At 64.5% G+C, this 16,040-nt stretch carries 15 protein-coding genes and 1 other RNA gene; 8 read left to right on the plus strand and 8 right to left on the minus strand.

All coding sequences use genetic code 11. The features are described 5' to 3' along the window. The first annotated feature begins 27 nt into the window (after positions 1-27). Positions 28-1,506 (plus strand): S41 family peptidase, encoded by a 1,479-nt coding sequence (locus ACXMYO_RS12955; RefSeq protein ID WP_457809016.1) that lies wholly within the window; start codon positions 28-30, stop codon positions 1,504-1,506. A gap of 63 nt (positions 1,507-1,569) precedes the next feature. After that, positions 1,570-1,884 (plus strand): hypothetical protein, encoded by a 315-nt coding sequence (locus tag ACXMYO_RS12960; RefSeq protein WP_457809017.1) that lies wholly within the window; start codon positions 1,570-1,572, stop codon positions 1,882-1,884. Positions 1,885-1,997: 113 nt separating this feature from the next. Here the strand turns inward: ACXMYO_RS12960 and ACXMYO_RS12965 are convergent, their stop codons facing one another. The 4 genes from ACXMYO_RS12965 to ACXMYO_RS12980 form a co-directional block, all read right to left on the minus strand. Beyond that, entirely contained in the window at positions 1,998-3,239 is a 1,242-nt protein-coding gene (locus tag ACXMYO_RS12965; protein WP_457809018.1) for a UbiH/UbiF/VisC/COQ6 family ubiquinone biosynthesis hydroxylase, read from the minus strand. A gap of 41 nt (positions 3,240-3,280) precedes the next feature. After that, the gene (gene ubiH, locus ACXMYO_RS12970; RefSeq protein ID WP_438765191.1) at positions 3,281-4,477 is read right to left on the minus strand and encodes a 2-octaprenyl-6-methoxyphenyl hydroxylase; all 1,197 of its coding nucleotides are present in this window, start codon (positions 4,475-4,477) and stop codon (positions 3,281-3,283) included. After that, the gene (gene pepP / locus ACXMYO_RS12975) at positions 4,474-5,796 is read right to left on the minus strand and encodes a Xaa-Pro aminopeptidase (protein ID WP_457809491.1); all 1,323 of its coding nucleotides are present in this window, start codon (positions 5,794-5,796) and stop codon (positions 4,474-4,476) included. The genes ubiH and pepP overlap by 4 nt, the downstream gene beginning before the upstream one ends. A gap of 94 nt (positions 5,797-5,890) precedes the next feature. Beyond that, entirely contained in the window at positions 5,891-6,520 is a 630-nt protein-coding gene (locus tag ACXMYO_RS12980; protein WP_438765192.1) for a UPF0149 family protein, read from the minus strand. 214 nt (positions 6,521-6,734) lie between these two features. Here ACXMYO_RS12980 and ACXMYO_RS12985 point away from each other — a divergent pair, with 214 nt between their 5' ends. The 3 genes from ACXMYO_RS12985 (at position 6,735) to ACXMYO_RS12995 (ending at position 8,050) form a co-directional block, all read left to right on the plus strand. Then, positions 6,735-7,034 carry a cell division protein ZapA gene (locus ACXMYO_RS12985; RefSeq protein WP_438765193.1) on the plus strand — a complete coding sequence of 100 codons (300 nt, stop codon included), beginning with the start codon at positions 6,735-6,737 and terminating at the stop codon, positions 7,032-7,034. A gap of 67 nt (positions 7,035-7,101) precedes the next feature. Further along, a non-coding RNA gene (ssrS, locus tag ACXMYO_RS12990) (6S RNA) lies at positions 7,102-7,283 on the plus strand. 131 nt (positions 7,284-7,414) lie between these two features. Beyond that, entirely contained in the window at positions 7,415-8,050 is a 636-nt protein-coding gene (locus tag ACXMYO_RS12995; RefSeq protein ID WP_457809492.1) for a 5-formyltetrahydrofolate cyclo-ligase, read from the plus strand. 385 nt (positions 8,051-8,435) lie between these two features. Here ACXMYO_RS12995 and ilvA read toward each other — a convergent pair whose 3' ends face one another. Beyond that, positions 8,436-9,989: a threonine ammonia-lyase, biosynthetic gene (gene ilvA, locus ACXMYO_RS13000; protein WP_457809493.1), complete on the minus strand. Its 1,554-nt coding sequence runs from the start codon at positions 9,987-9,989 to the stop codon at positions 8,436-8,438. Between the two features lie 153 nt (positions 9,990-10,142). Between ilvA and rpiA the strand changes: the two genes are divergently transcribed. Both rpiA and ACXMYO_RS13010 read left to right on the plus strand, forming a co-directional pair. Continuing rightward, entirely contained in the window at positions 10,143-10,829 is a 687-nt protein-coding gene (rpiA, locus tag ACXMYO_RS13005) for a ribose-5-phosphate isomerase RpiA (RefSeq protein ID WP_438765196.1), read from the plus strand. A gap of 291 nt (positions 10,830-11,120) precedes the next feature. After that, a complete protein-coding gene (locus tag ACXMYO_RS13010) occupies positions 11,121-11,456 on the plus strand; it encodes a hypothetical protein (protein WP_457809019.1) in 336 nt (111 codons plus the stop codon). On the opposite strand, the gene waaA is transcribed toward ACXMYO_RS13010, so the two are convergent. Genes waaA through ACXMYO_RS13025 form a run of 3 tightly spaced genes read right to left on the minus strand, consistent with a single transcriptional unit; the run spans position 11,453 to position 15,319 of the window. Continuing rightward, entirely contained in the window at positions 11,453-12,763 is a 1,311-nt protein-coding gene (gene waaA, locus ACXMYO_RS13015) for a lipid IV(A) 3-deoxy-D-manno-octulosonic acid transferase (RefSeq protein ID WP_457809020.1), read from the minus strand. The genes ACXMYO_RS13010 and waaA overlap by 4 nt on opposite strands. Positions 12,764-12,771: 8 nt before the next feature. After that, positions 12,772-14,226: a bifunctional D-glycero-beta-D-manno-heptose-7-phosphate kinase/D-glycero-beta-D-manno-heptose 1-phosphate adenylyltransferase HldE gene (hldE, locus tag ACXMYO_RS13020; RefSeq protein WP_457809021.1), complete on the minus strand. Its 1,455-nt coding sequence runs from the start codon at positions 14,224-14,226 to the stop codon at positions 12,772-12,774. Next, positions 14,216-15,319, minus strand: coding sequence for a glycosyltransferase family 9 protein (locus ACXMYO_RS13025; RefSeq protein WP_438765200.1), 1,104 nt, complete (start codon positions 15,317-15,319; stop codon positions 14,216-14,218). The genes hldE and ACXMYO_RS13025 overlap by 11 nt, the downstream gene beginning before the upstream one ends. Between ACXMYO_RS13025 and ACXMYO_RS13030 the strand changes: the two genes are divergently transcribed. Further along, positions 15,318-16,040: a 3-deoxy-D-manno-octulosonic acid kinase gene (locus tag ACXMYO_RS13030; protein ID WP_457809022.1), complete on the plus strand. Its 723-nt coding sequence runs from the start codon at positions 15,318-15,320 to the stop codon at positions 16,038-16,040. The genes ACXMYO_RS13025 and ACXMYO_RS13030 overlap by 2 nt on opposite strands.

Here is a 16,040-nt window from a genome sequence, read left to right on the forward strand (position 1 = left end):
CGGCCCATCCCCGCTGAAGGAGTTTGCATGTTGCTGCGCCATGTCGCCTCAACGCTTGCCCTGTCATCAGCCCTGCTGCTGACGCTGCCGGCCACCGCCGCCGAACCCGCCACCGATACGCCACCGGCGGAGAGCCCGCCTCAAAACGTGCCGGCCCAGCCTGTCGATACCGAAGGCGGCGCGGCCAATGACGCCGACGACGAGGCACTCTCGCAGGCCAGTCTGCCGCTGGAGGACATTCAGGCGCTGGCGCAGGTGTTCGAACGCATCAAGCAGGCCTACGTGGACGATGTCGATGACCAGACCCTTTTGCGCAACGCCATGCGCGGCATGCTGGAGGGGCTCGACCCGCACTCGAACTATCTCGACGAGGACGCCTTTCGCACGCTGCATGAGATGACCGAAGGCGAGTTCGGCGGCATCGGCATCGAGGTCGGTCAGGAAGACAACCGGCTGATGGTGATCTCGCCGATCGACAACACGCCGGCCTCGAAAGCGGGCCTGCAGCCGCGGGATCTGATCATCGAGATCGACGGCCAGAGTACCGATGGCCTGTCGCTGGAAGAGGCGGTCAAAATGATGCGCGGTGAACCCGGCAGCGAGATCGACCTGACCCTGCTGCGTGAGGGTGAGGACGCCCCGGTCAACGTCACTCTCGAGCGGGCCAATATTCAGGCCGCCAGCGTCAGCTCACGCATGCTCTCGCCCGGCTATGGCTATCTGCGCATCAGCCAGTTCCAGGACAACACCGCCGAAGAGGCGGGTGAGGCGATTGCATCCCTCAAGGAGGAGGCCGGTGACAACGGGCTTTCCGGCGTGATTCTGGATCTGCGCAACAATCCCGGCGGACTTTTGGATGGCGCCGTCAGGGTGTCGGATCTCTTCCTCGACAACGGCCTGGTGGTCTACACGAAGGGGCGCCTGCCGGATTCGGACATGCAGTTCGAGGCGAACGCCGACACGGCCCTGCCGCAGACGCCCATGGTGGTTCTGATCAACGGTGGCAGCGCCTCGGCGGCCGAAATCGTCGCCGGCGCCCTGCAGGATCATCATCGCGCCGTGGTGCTGGGCACCGAAAGCTTCGGCAAGGGCTCGGTACAGTCGGTCATGCCGATGGATGACAACACCGGCATCAAGCTCACCACCGCGCTGTATTACACCCCGGGCGGGCGCTCCATCCAGGCCGAAGGCATCGAACCGGATGTGACGGTGCAGCGTGGCCGGCTGGAGCTTGAAACGGGCGGGTTTGAAATTCGCGAGGCCAATCTGCGCGGCCATCTGCAAAATGCCCGCGGCGAGCAGCAGCAGGATGAGGAGGCACTGCCCGACTCCCCCGTGGCCGCCGACGACTATCAGCTGGGCGAGGCGCTCAATTTGCTGCGCGGCATCAACGTATTCCAGCGCTCCGGCGTACGTCGCCATGAACAGGCGCCCTCCGCCGACACACAAGACGCGAGCGACAGCGATTCACAAACCGACAACACGCCGGATTCCACGGATCGGTAAAAAACGTCTACGCTGATGGGGCAACGCAATAACGCCATCCGCCTTGACAAGGAGAATCACTACATGAAGAAAGGACTGACGATGGGCGCGCTGGCCGCTGCCGTTCTGCTGGCAGCCGGCTGCTCTTCCTCCGGCGGTGCGCCTGAAAACAGCGGCGCCTCGCAAAGCGGTATGTCCCAGGGTGGCCAGACCAGCCAGGGCAACATGTCACAAAGCGCTGGCGCCTCGCAGACCGGCGGCGGCGAAATGTCGACACAGCCGGGGGCCAGCGAAACCCCGACAGGTACCGGCAACGGCGGCAGCACGGGCACCTCTCCGGGCGGCGGTATCGACAGCAACAACGACACCATGCCCAGCAATACCGAATCCGGCAGATAATATTGCCGAAGGCAGACAAAAGGCCCGCCGAATCGGCGGGCCTTTTTTGTTTCACATGAAACATGCCGATCCGTTGGCAGCTATCCCCCCATCCTTGCACCGCTACCATGCCCTCACGCCGTCGGCGCGCGCATGCTTTCGGGCAGGTCATGACGCTGGCCCATCGCCTGCTCGATCAAGAGTCGTCGCGCCCAGGGCCAGCGACCGGTGGTCGTCAGCCCCTGATTGCGCAGCACGCGCACCAGCGGCCAGGCACTGCCAAAGCCGATCCGAAAGGCATCCATCGCCATCAGCATGACCGTATTGTCGCCGCGCCGCCGACGCGCGTAGCGCGACAGGATGCGACAATCTCCTACAGGTGCCCCGCGCCGGGCGGCCCGACCCAGTTCCTCGGCCAGTACCGCCACATCCATCAGCCCCAGATTGACGCCCTGTCCGGCCAGCGGGTGAATGTTGTGGGCCGCATCGCCGACCAGCGCCACGCTGTCATCGATGTAGCGTCTGGCGTGACGCTGCACCAGCGCAAAATCGTGACGCCGGCTCACACGCTCGATGCGCCCCAGTCGATGTTCGAAATCCAGCTCGAGCGCCCGCATGAAGGCGTCATCCGTCATGTCCATCAGTTCATCGGCAAATTCGGTATCGGCCGACCACACAATGGAGGAAGTCTTCTGGCGGCCATCGATATTCAGGGGCAAAAATGCCAGTGGCCCGGTGCCCATGAAGCGCTGGCGCGCCGTGGCCTCGTGATCATGCTCATGCCATACCGTGGCCACCACGGCGCGCTGGCCGGTGGCATATTCACGGTGTCCCAGCCCTGCCAGCGTGCGGATCCGTGAACGGGCGCCATCGGCCCCGACAACCAGATCGGCGGTGACGGTGCGGCCGTCTTCCAGCGTGAGACCGCGCCTTTGGTGTTCAACGTCGGACAGCGCCGTGACCCGGGCGTGGCGCATGAGCGTCACGTTCCCCCACCCGTCGAGTGCCTCCAGCAGCGCATCGCGGATGACACTGTTTTCGATGATATGGCCCAGCACCTCGCAGCCGACCTCCCGGGCGCTGAAGTCGATCTGCCCGGTGCCCTCGCCGTCCCATACCGCCATCCGGTCATAGGGGCCGATGCGTCTTTGCACGATGCCCGGCCAGACGCCCAGAGTGGTCAGAAACTGCTGTGAGGCCGGCGTGATGGCACTGACGCGCGCATCGATCTCCGCTGCCTGCCAGCCTGGCTGAAGATCGCCACCGTCCAGCAGGGCCACGCGGTGGCCCTGTCGGCCCAGCGCCAACGCCAGAGTGGCACCGACCAGCCCGGCGCCGACGATGGCCATGTCAAACTGCGCGGTGTCGAACGTCATGAAGTACTCCGTTGGCGAGCCATTGATGCCTCGTGGCCCGTTTAATGACGTGCCAGTCCCATGGCGCGACGAATCAGGGCGCGCTTGAGCGGCGTGGCAAGGTTGAAAAGTCCCAGGGCGGCGCCCCGCGCCCCGCTGATGCCGGGCAGCTCGAGTCCGAAAAGGCGCACCAGCGTATCACTGGCCTGCATGATCAGGTCCCGGTCGCGCTGACGGCGCTGCTCGAAATCCGCCATGGTCAATGCCTCGCCCGGCGCACGCCCGGCCTCCAGCGCCGCCTCGATGGCCGCCCCGAGATCCATGACGCCGCGCAGCGCCAGATTAAAGCCCTGACCGGCCACCGGATGAATGGCATGTGCCGCATTGCCCAGCACCGCCAGATGCGGCCGGCTCTGTTCGCGGGCACGCGACATCGACAGGGGGTAGACGTGACGCGTTCCCACGCGCTGGAAACGCCCCAGCCGGTTGCCCATGTGCGATTGAAGCGTCTGCAAAAAGGCGTCGTCATCGAGGGCCAGGGTGGCCTCGATGTCCTGCGGGGCGCGTGTCCAGATCAGCGCCATGCGTCGCTGTGCCAACGGCAGCAGCGCCATGGCGCCTTCCCGGGTAAAGCGTTCGAACGCCCGGCCCTGATGATCAAAGGCGGTCTCGACGTTGGCAATCAGGGCATGCTGCTCGTAGTCATGCCGGTCGGTGTCGATCCCCAGCGAGGCCTTGAGGCCCGAACGCCCGCCATCGGCCAGCACGGTCAGCCCGGCGTGGAGCGCGCAGCCGTTGTCCAGCGTCAGTCGGTGGCCGTCGACCGCCGGCGTGATGGCCTCGACCCGCGCCGGACAGTGCCAGTCAATCGCCATGTCGGCCAGACGCTCGTTGAGCACCTGACCCAGAAAGGCGTTGGGCAGCACATAGCCCAGCGACGGCGTGCCCACATCCCGGGATGAGAGATGCGTGCGCCCCATCGCGCCACGCTGGCTGACCTCGATGTCATGAATGGGGGCGGCACGCGTGGCAAGCGCTGACCAGATTCCCAGCGCCTCGAAGTGCTCGCGGGAGCCGTAGGCAATGGCGCTGGAGCGCTCGTCAAAACTGGGCTGAACGCCGCCGCTGCCCGGACTGCTGGCCTCGATGACGGCCACCCTGAGCCGATGGCGCTCGATCAGCGGCGCCAGCGCCACGGCCAGGCTGGCGCCCACCAGTCCACCCCCGATAATGGCAATGTCTACCCGGGTCTCGCTCATGTGCGTTCCTGCGCCATCAGTGCCTCGATCTCCCGAACCCGTTTGGGCACGCCCTCGGTCAGCACGTCACCGCCATGCGCCGTGACGACCACGTTGTCTTCGATGCGAATGCCGATACCGCGCCACTGCTCGGCGATGTCGGGGTCATCGGGAATGTAGAGCCCGGGTTCGACGGTCAGCACCATGCCGGGCGCCAGCACTCGCGAAGCGCCGTCGACCTGATAGGCGCCGACATCGTGAACATCAAGACCCAGCCAGTGGGAGGTGCCGTGCAGATAAAAGCGCTTGTAGTGGCCCTGCTCGACGGCCGTCTCGACCGGCCCTTCCACCAGCCCCAGCGCCACAAGCCCGGCGGTCAGATCGCGCACCGCGCCCTCATGAATGCCCTTGAGCGTGGCCCCCGGTCGTACGGCACGGATGGCGCGCTGCTGGGCGCCCAGCACGATCTCATAGAGCTGGCGCTGTGGTTCGCTGAAGCGGCCGCTGACCGGGAAGGTACGCGTGATGTCGCCGGCGTAGAGCGCGTATTCGGCACCGGCATCGATGAGCACCAGATCACCGGCGCTCATCGATGCGTCGTTTTCCGTATAGTGCAGGATACAGGCGTTGGCTCCGCTGCCCACGATGGTGCCATAGGCCGGCACCCGGGCACCTGCCATGACAAAGGCGTGCTCAAGCGTTGCCTGAAGCTGATACTCGAACATGCCGGGACGGGCGTCCTGCATGGCGCGCACGTGGGCTCGGGCGGTGATCTCGCCGGCCCGGCGCATCAGGGCCAGCTCCTCTTCGGACTTGATCAGGCGATGCTCGTGCAGGATGACGTCGATGTCGGCGTAGGCCGACGGTGCCTTTGGGCCTCGCCGCTCCCGGGCCTTGAGCCCCTCGCGCATCCGGACAGCCAGCGACAGCGCCCGCTCATTGTCCAGCGAGAGATAAATCGTGCGGCGCCCTTCCAGCAGATCCAGCAGCTGCTCGTCACGTGCCTCCAGCGGCCAGGCCTCGTCCACCCCGTAGTCGGCAACGGCGCGGCGCGGGCCGACCCGTTTGCCCGTCCAGGTCTCGATGGCCGGGTCACGGGGCTGACAGAACAAAACGCTTTCACCGGCCTCCCGGCCGGGCAACAGCACCAGCCAGGCTTCCGGCTCGGGAAAGCCACAGAGGTAGTGGAAGTCGCTGTCCTGGCGAAACGGATAGTCGCTGTCGCTGTTGCGCATCGAAAGCGTGGCGGCCGGAACGAGAATGGCGCTGTCCGGCGCCACCTCGGCCATCAGCCGCTCGCGGCGACGTCGATGGACATCACTTGTGATGGGTGCCGGCATGCCCTGTTGTGCCTGTGTCACTGTCCTGTCTCCCGTTACCGGCGTATTCAAGGCGTGGCGGCCCGGCGCGTGGCCGGCGCTGCTGCTCGCCGTGTCAATGGCGGGTCTCGCCGTGGCCCTCATCCCCCAGGCCCTGCTCGCTTATACCCTCTTCAAGCGACTGCGCCGGCTTTTCGACGTCCGGCTGCCCCGGGTGCTGCTCGACAAACAGCATCAGTGCCGTCATCCGGGCGTGCTCGGTCAGGGCAAACAGGTCGTTTTCGTTTTCACTGCTCTCTTCGATGTCGTCATCGATGCGGGTGAGCTGCTCGATATCACTTACGCCTTCCTGAAGCGGCGCCGACCACGTGCTGCGCTGATCGGCGTCTACCTCACCGACGACCTCGTGAAAGCCCTGGCACCAGAGCGCCAGTGACTGCGCCCGTTCGGACAGCGAAAAGAGCTCATCGGGCAGCAGCGGCTCGAAGCTCATCTCCTGGGCGTCCAGGCGCTCCTTGGCAAGCGTTCGCCATGTCAGCAGCTTTTCCCCGTCTTCACGCGTGGCGGGCTCTTCCACCCCAAGCGCAGCACAAATCAGGTTCAGCCAGTCCTCGGCGCTGATATCCTCAAGCGCCAGACGGGCACACAGGTAACCGTCAAAAAAGGCCGGCGACTGCAGGCTGCCATGGGCAAGAAAAATATCGCTGATGGTGGCGAAATCGAGGGCGTTATCACCGGACGGCATACTGCATTCCCTGGTTGATCGTTCCCGTGGCGGGAATCATGAACTCGCGCCCGGGGGCGGCGCGTTGACCGCCCCCGGTCGTCTCTCTATAGTGGTGCTGCAAGCGCAGCGACATGGTCGGCCCATGAGTTGAAGTCTCGTGCAACCGACCATGAATGGCTGCCCACCATCTTAGCGTACCGGCCAGCGATTGGCCCATATCGGAAGTGATGTCATGCCGCAAGGTCCTCGTCAGACCGCCGAAATCACCCTGATGGGTCAGAATTTTGTCGTCAGCTGTGCACCCGGCGAAGAGCAGGCGCTGCATGAGGCCGCACGCTATTTCGACCAGGCCATGGCCGGCATTCAGACCCGCGGACGCACCATCAGCATCGACAAGGTGGCCATGATGGCAGGGCTCAACATCACCCATGAGCTGCGTGACGAGACCCGGCGTCGGCAGGAACTCGAAGAAAGGCTCGCCGGGCTCGACGAGCGGTTGCAAAGGGCGCTGGAGAACAATCGCACGCCATGATCGCGTGGCGTGACCCGCCCGGATGACAGGGTAGCGCAGCCCCCCGGCATATCTGTTAGAATTGATCCGTTCTCTGGGGTGTTCGCCAGTTGTTATAGTCCCTCGAGCCTATGCGCAGTACCCAGGGGGCCACTATAAGTGGGCCTGTGTGCATGTCCGCGCGACGGAAAGCCTGATGGCCCACTTGCGGCCACCCACCTTGAACCAGTAGGTTCAGGGCCAGAACAACAGCGGCACTCTGGAGAACCCTCATGTCAGTGCGCTGCGCACTTCCCGCGGATCAACCGCGTCTTCGCAGACCTCGCGCCCTCTCGCGGCGCACTCCTCGCCCCCGGCGACGCTTTTCGCATCCTCTGCTTTTTCATCGCACTCCCTTGGATATGACTGCACTGTCGGCCAGTGATGACCGTCGTCAGCTGCGACGCACGCTGCGCCAGCGCCGACGCGGCCTTGATGATCGCGCCCAGCGTCTGGCATCAATGTCGCTGGCGCGTCGGCTGATGCAGCTTCCCGCTCTGCGCCGGGCACGTCACGTGGCGCTTTATCTGCCGGAAAACGGCGAGATCGATCCGACGCCGCTGGTGGACTGGCTGCATCAACGGGGCACGCGGGTCTATCTGCCGGTATTGCGACCGCTGGTGGAAAACCGTTTGTGGTTTGTCCACTGGCGCCCGGACACCCGGATGGTGCTCAACCGCTTTAAAATTACCGAGCCCGATCTGCGCCAGAGTGGCGAGCGCATTCGCCGCCTGGCGCCCTGGGCGCTCGATGTCGTGCTGATGCCGCTGGTGGGCTTTGATGAACAGGGCCATCGGCTGGGCATGGGGGGCGGCTTTTATGACCGCACCCTCGCCTTCGCCTCGCACCCTCATGGCCCGCGCCCGACGCTGATCGGGGTGGCGCACCAGTGTCAGCAGGTCGAGCGCCTGCCGCATCAGCCCTGGGATGTGAATCTGGACATGATCGTCAGCGACCAAAAGGTGCTCAAACCCCGAACAGCCGATGTCGAGCCCTGATACGCATCGCCTCGATACCGACACAAAAAAAACGCATCCCTGTGGATGCGTTTTTTTATATCTCCCCGTGGCCCCGAAATCCTGTCCGACACCTTGCGGTGGGTGCTGCAGCGGCGACACCGATCACGACAGGATCAATACCCCATGACGCTCTGGGCATAGCCCGTGGCGACAACGCCAAAACCAAGAATGAGTACCAGGGTAAAGACCAGATCGGGTTTACGTCTCATTACTGCTCCGTCACAACAGAAAAACGTACGGGAAAGCGACACGAGAAGGCCGCAGCGGCGCCATCATAGTGGCACCGCCGAATCGGCACAATATCGCGACCCGCAACATTACACATCGTTGCATTCCGCCAGGCCACATCGTGTTACCAGACCGATCACGAGACAAAGAGGCGATAGGCGGGATTGTCGGTTTCGTGCCAGTAGCGATAGCCGATCTCGTCAAGGCGCTGCTCAAGCGTGGCGCAGTCGGCTTCCGGCACCTGCATGCCGATGAGCACCCGACCATAGGCGGCGCCATGGTTGCGGTAGTGGAACAGGGAAATGTTCCAGCCGCCGGGCAGATGATTGAGGAAGTTCATCAGCGCGCCCGGGCGCTCCGGAAATTCAAAGCGATAGAGCCGTTCACTGAAGGGCTCCTGCGGTCGACCGCCGCCGAGATGGCGAATATGGAGCTTGGCCAGCTCGTTGTCGGTGAGATCCTCGACGCTGTAGCCGGCCTCTTCGAGCTTTCGGGCCACATCCAGCCGGTCCTTGCCGCCGGGCTGCACCTGCACGCCCACAAAGATATGGGCCTTTTGTGCGTCGGCATAGCGATAGTTGAACTCGGTCACCATGCGCCGGCCCAGCGCCTTGCAAAACGCCTTGAAACTGCCGGGGCGCTCGGGAATGGTCACGGCAAAAATGGCCTCGCGCTGCTCGCCGAACTCGGTGCGTTCGGCAATATGCTGTAGCCGGTCAAAATTGAGATTGGCGCCCGAGTTGATGGCAATGAGCGTTTTGTCACGCACGCCGTCCCGCTGGGCATACTTTTTGAGCCCGGCCAGCGACAGCGCCCCGGAGGTCTCCGACACCGCGCGGGTATCCTCGAAGATGTCCTTGACCGCCGCGCACATCTCATCGGTGTTGACGGTGATCACTTCATCAACGTGATGACGCAGGATTTCAAACGGCGCCTCCCCGATCTGAGCCACGGCCACACCCTCGGCAAACAGCCCGACCTGATCAAGCGTCACCCGCTCTCCGGCCTCCAGCGCGGCCTTGAGACAGGCCGCGTCCTCCGGCTCCACGCCGATAACGCGAATGTCCGGGCGCAGATACTTGATATAGGCCGCCATGCCCGCCAGCAGACCGCCACCGCCGACAGGCACGAACACCGCATCGATCGGCCCCTGGTGCTGCCTCAGGATCTCCATGGCCACCGTCCCCTGACCGGCAATCACGTCCGGATGGTCAAAGGGCGGGATCCATGTCAAACCGTGCTCTTCCATCAGGGCCTGGGCGTGGGTGAGCGCGTCGTTGAAGGAGTCGCCCTTGAGCACCACCTTCGCCCCCCGGGCACGCGCGGCCGACACCTTGATCTCGGGCGTAATGCGCGGCATGACAATCGTTGCATGAATGCCCATGCGTTTGGCGGCCATCGACACGCCCTGGGCGTGGTTGCCCGCCGAGGCGGTAATCACGCCCTTGGCACGCTGGGCCTCATCCAGCTGCGCCATGCAGTTGTAGGCGCCGCGAATCTTGAAGGAGTAGACCGGCTGCAGATCCTCGCGCTTGAGAAGCACATGATTATCAAGGCGTGCGGACATCTGCGGCATATCGGAAAGGGGTGTTTCAACAGCCGCTTCATAGACGCGGGCCTGAAGGATTCTCTTGGCGTAGGCTTCCAGCATTGTCATATCCTGGGCTGTAACTTGAAAACGGCGCTGCAGGACACCGGGTTACATGCGGCGCACGCCGGATGTTTCACGTGAAACAGGCCGTCAAGGGGCGGGGCGCTACATGCAACGATCGACAGTGTCCATCGTGATATCCATGATACGCTTGATGGGCCGCTGTAGAACATCATCAGATTCGGAGACACCATGACATCCCAGGACCAGTCAGAGCTCAAAAGGGCGGTGGCGCAGGCAGCAGTCGAGGAAATACGCCCCGGACTTGCCCGCGATACCGTACTGGGGGTGGGGTCGGGCTCGACCGTCAACCTCTTTATCGAGGCGCTGGCGCCGCTGCGCGACGAGTTTGCCGGGGCCGTGGCAAGCTCCACCGAGACCGAGCGACGGCTCAGGGCCATCGGCATCGAGGTGATGGATCTCAACCAGGCCGGCACGTTGAGTGTCTGTGTCGATGGTGCCGACGAAATCGATGGCGACTTTGCCATGATCAAGGGCGGCGGCGCGGCCCTGACCCGGGAAAAGATCGTGGCGGCCTGCGCCCGGCAGTTCATCTGCATCGCCGACGGCTCCAAGCACGTCCGCCAGCTGGGCGGCTTTCCCCTGCCCGTCGAGGTCATTCCCATGGCGCGTTCGTATGTGGCCCGTCAGCTGGTCGCGCTGGGGTTCAGCCCCGTCTACCGTCAGGGTGTGGTGACCGACAACGGCAACCAGATCATCGACCTCTATGACCAGCTCATCGACAACGCCCGGGACATGGAAACGCGCATCAACCAGATCGCAGGCGTGGTCACCAACGGTCTGTTCGCGCATCGCGGCGCCGATCTTTTGCTGCTGGGTACCGGTGATGGCGTTCAGCGCCTGACGCCTTCGTCCTGAACCGACACGTCGACGCCGTTACATTGCCACCCTGCCCCGCCGTGAGTTACCGATGACTCACGGTTCGTTGCCATCAAATAACGCATGATCACACTTTAGCTGCAGAACATTACCCTCGTTTCTCACTATTATCCGACTGCCCGGGCAATGTTGTCCGAGTGCAGGGCGGTCAGGACGGCCGCTACCCCTGAAACGCGGACACCTCATTGATGCTGCGTGACATGGTCGAACGTCAAAAGGCCTCAAACGGCTCATTTCGTGTGGGTAATGGACAATCAGGGAGGATTGAGCATGCGACACGGCAGTGGCATTTCAGCGCGATCGCACGCGCCGGCAACCCTGCATCAGCTGCGACGTGCGCTGCTGGATGCCCATGACGCCCTGGGCATCGAAGGCGTGCGTGTCAGGGGTGCGGACCACTCCCTGTATTTCGAAATGGCCCGAAGCGAAACGATCCGACCGCTGATGAGCGTCTGGTTCAACATCGAGCGTCATCAGTACACCCTGATGTGTCGCACCACCATTCTCGCCCCCGGCCACCCCATGAGCGATACCCGCGCGCGCCTGGCCGAACATCTCAACCACTACGCCGGCCAGCATGGCTGGCGCCGGGCCGCACGGCACTAGCGTTCGCGGCCCGGCGCAGGATTATCCGCCAGCGGCCAGGGCTCGTGCAGCTCGCGGGCCCGAATCAATCGTCCCAGATAGTCCCGGGTATGCCCCAGCGCGCCGCGGTTGGCTTCCACCACTGCAAAGGCGTTGCGCCCCAGCGTGGCACGGCGCGTGTCATCAAGCATCAGTGAGACCAGCGTCTCGCCCAGCATGCCGGCGCTTTCCACCTCGACCCGGGCATGAGCCTCATCAAGCGTTGTGACCACATCCCCCAGACTCGACAGCGACGGCCCGCTGATTACCGGCAGGCCAAGGGCCGCCGGCTCCAGCAGATTGTGCCCGCCGATATCCACCAGTGACCCGCCCACAAAGGCGATATCGCCGGCGGCGTAGAGCATCGCCAGCTCACCCATGGTATCGCCCAGATAGACCTGCGTTGCCGCCTCGATGGCGGCGTCACTGCTGCGACGTAGTGTCGTCATGCCCTCACGGGCGCAGAGCTCGGCCACCTCATCAAAGCGCTGGGGATGGCGCGGCACCAGAATCAGCAAGGCGTCGGGAAAACGGGCCAGCACGCGCGCATGGGCGGTCAGAAGCTGCGTCTCCTCGCCCTCGTGGGTCGAGCCCGCCACCCAGACCGGACGATCGCCGATCACCTCGCGCAGCGCATCGGCGGCGTCGAACACGGCCTCATCGATGTGCTGGTCATACTTGAGCGCGCCGGTCACGTTGAGACGCCGGGCCGATACACCAAGCGTTCGAAAGCGCTTGGCGTCCTCGGCGGATTTGGCCCCCACCCAGGCCAGCCGACGAATCGCCTCGCCCATCAGCTTCGGAAACCGCTGATAGCGGGCAAAGCCGCGCTCGGTAATGCGCGCGTTGACGATGGTGACCGGAATGCCGGCCATCGCGCAGGCATGAATCAGATTCGGCCAGATTTCGGTTTCAACGATGATGGCAATTTCAGGGTCAAGACGGGCCACGAAGCGTCGGGTGGCGCCGGGAAAATCCAGCGCCACGAAATGATGAGTAACCAGATCCCCGAACAGCGTCTGCACTTGGCGCGCGCCGGTGGCGGTCATGGTGGTCACGATCACCCGATGGTCCGGGTAGTCATCGATCAGCGAGCGAATCAGCGGCCGGGCGGTGATCACCTCGCCCACGGAAGCCGCATGCACCCACAGCACACGCTCGTCGTGATAGTCCGGAATGCGTCCCAGACGCTCGCCGCGGGGATGGTCGTCAAGGCGCTCGCGGCGCAGGCGACGCCAGATCAGGGGAGCAAGCGCGTATAAAAGCGCGCAGTAGAGGCGTCGTCCCACGGGATGGTCTACTCCTGTTCGCTGCCACGCGCGGTGCGCGAGACGATCGCGCGGATGGTGCCGGTGGTGGACAGCCCTTCCTCAAAGCCCAGCACCCGCACCTCGCCGCCGTTGGCCATCACGGCCTCGCCGCCGGCGATCTCCTCGATACGATAGTCGCCGCCCTTGACCAGCACATCCGGCAGCACATTTTCGATCAGCGCCGCCGGCGTGTCCTCGCCAAAGGCCACCACCCAGTCCACGGCGCGCAGCCCCGCCAGCACCGCCATGCGATGCTCAAGCGGTGTGACCGGCCGCCCCTCGCCCTTGAGCCGGGTAACCGAGGCATCATTATTGACCGCCACAATCAATCGATCGCCCTGAGCGCGAGCCTGCTCCAGATAGCTGACGTGCCCGGCGTGGAGCAGATCGAAGCAGCCGTTGGTCATGACGATGCGCTCACCGTTCGCCTGAGCGGCGCGCACGGCGGCCGTCAGCGTGTCGACATCGATCACGCCGTGACCGGTGGCCACGCCGTGATCGGCACTCAGTGCCGCCTCGATCTCGGCAACCGACACCGTGGCGGTGCCGGGCTTGGCCACCACCAGACCGGCGGCCAGATTGGCCAGCGCCATGGCATCCGGCAGGCTCTGCCCGGCCGCCAGCGCCAGCCCCAGCACGCCGATGACCGTATCGCCGGCGCCGGTCACGTCAAAGACTTCCTGGGCCCGGGTGGGCAGATGCAGCGGCGGCTGGTGTTCGCGAATCAGCGTCATGCCGCGCTCGCTGCGGGTAATCAGCAGCGCCTCAAGGCCGAGTTCGGCGCGCAGCGCTTCCCCGCGCGAGGTCAGCGCCTCCTCGCTGTGGCAGCGCCCGACCACGGTCTCGAACTCGCTGAGATTGGGCGTGATGATGCTGGCGCCCCGGTAGCGGTAGAAATCGCTGCCCTTGGGATCGATCAATACCCGCTTGCCGGCCCGGCGGCCGGCCTCGATCAGCTTCTGGACCTGAGCCAGCGTGCCTTTGCCGTAGTCCGACAGGATCATCAGGTCGGTATCATCGAGTGCCTGGCTGACCTGATCCATCATGGCATCGGTGTTCACACCTTCCAGCGAGGATTCGAAATCCAGCCGGATCAGCTGCTGATTGCGGCTCATTACGCGCAGCTTGGTGATGGTGGGGATCTCGGCGCTGCGCTGAAAGCGTGAAGCGATGCCGGCCCGGGCCAGCAGATCGTCCAGAATGGCGGCGTTGTCATCGCAGCCGATCAGCCCGGACAGCGTCACCTGCGCCGCCAGTGCGGCAATGTTGAGCGCCACGTTGGCCGCCCCGCCCGGGCGGTCCTCGCTGTCATCGACACGCACCACCGGCACCGGCGCCTCGGGCGAGATGCGCGAGGTGGGCCCGTGCCAGTAGCGATCGAGCATGACATCGCCCACCACCGTGACCCGGGCGCCGGCGAGTATCGCGGGATCAAACATCATGGCGCGCACTCCCGGCTGCCTTGTCATGGTCGTCGGTCAGTGCCAGCAAAGCGTCGAGCCGGTTGATGACATCATCAAAGGTAATCAGTGACATCGCATCCTCATGGCGTACGCGGGTGCCCCAGACGATCTCGTCCGGTGACTTGTGCAGATAGGTGGCCACGGCATCGGGATAGCGGTTGACGACGTGTTCGCGCCAGCACCAGGGGGCGGCGCGCTCGGGATTGGTGGTGGCAAAAAGCCCCAGCACCGGCGTGTTCATGGCATTGGCCATGTGCACCGGCCCGGAATCGGGCGCGATCACCAGGCGCGCCTGATCGATCACGGCCAAAAGCCCCTTGAGTGAGGTGCGCCCCAGCAGATTGACCGGCTCGGCCTCGCTGACACCGGCGGCGATGCGCTCGCACATCTCGAGCTCCTGGGCACTGGTGCCGCCGGTCAGAAAGGTGGTCAGGCCGTGGCGACGCCAGGCGTGGTCGATCACGGCGGCGTAGCCCTCGGCCGACCAGTTGCGAAAATTGCGCAGCCTGGGGCTGGCGCACGGGCTGATCACCAGCGCCTGACGGCCGCCAAGAAACCCCCGGGCCTCCTCACGGGCCGCTTCCGGCAGCGGGATATCCCACTCGAGGCGATCATCGCTCACGTTCAGCTCGCGGGCAAAGTCCATGAACGACTCGAGCACGTGCGCCTTCGAATGGGGCGTGAGCTGGCGGTTGGTAAACCAGGTCTGCCAGTCCTTGGCGCGGGCGCGGTCATAGCCCATGCGCACGCCGGCCTTCAAACCCAGCGAGAGAAGACTGGCGCGAATGGATTGCTGCATGTGCAGCAGCACGTCAAAGCGGGTATCGCGCAGCTCGCGCCAGAGTCTGCGCATGCCGGCAAGCCCGGTGGCCTTGTCATAGACCATGAACTCGACCCCGGAGAGGCCGGCCAGTAAACTGTGCTCCGCCCGACCGATGATCCAGGTGATCCGGGCCTCGGGCCACTGGCGCTGCAACGCCCGAACGGTCGGCACGAGATTGCAGACATCGCCGAGTGCGGATAACCGCAATACACAGATATGCGCGGGTTGCGCGGGCAAAGGATGCTTCATGCGGATGATTACGTCCCGAAAAGCGAATGCGCACATTCTATATGATGCTCAAACGGCCCCACAAACCGGCCAGCCAACGCTTGCGCCCGAACACTTCACCGCCGAGTGGTGGCGCGCACGCGAGGCCATCGTCGGCCAGGCCCCCGGGCGCGGTGAAAGCCTGTTCGTACACGCCGGTGATCAGACGTGGGTGCTGCGTCACTATCGCCGCGGCGGTCTTGTTGCGCGCCTGAGCGCCGAGCATTATGTCTGGACAGGCGTGGAGCGCAACCGCGCCTTTCGCGAATGCCGTCTGCTGGCCACCCTGTTTGATCGCGGACTGGCGGTGCCCGAGCCGATCGGCGCCTGCGTCTGGCGGGCCGGCATGGTCTATCAGGCCGCGCTCATGACCCGACGCATCGACGGAGCACGGCCGCTGGCCTCGCTGGTTCAGGATCCCGACGCCGCCACCCGGCATGAGGCCCTTTTGACCGAGTGTGGCCGCATGATCCGCCGCTTTCATGACGAAGGTCTTGACCATGTCGATCTTAATGCCCGTAACCTTTTGATCGATGACCGGGACACCCCCTGGCTGATCGATCTGGATCGCTGCCGGCTGCGTGCCCCCGGGCGCTGGCAGGCCGACAATCTTGCACGTCTTGAACGTTCTCTGGAAAAGTTTGCCCCCGGTCAGGCCGCAACGCTTATGGCCTCCATCAACCACGGATATCAATCGAGTTAG

The sequence above is a fragment of the Kushneria sp. EE4 genome (genome assembly GCF_977968315.1).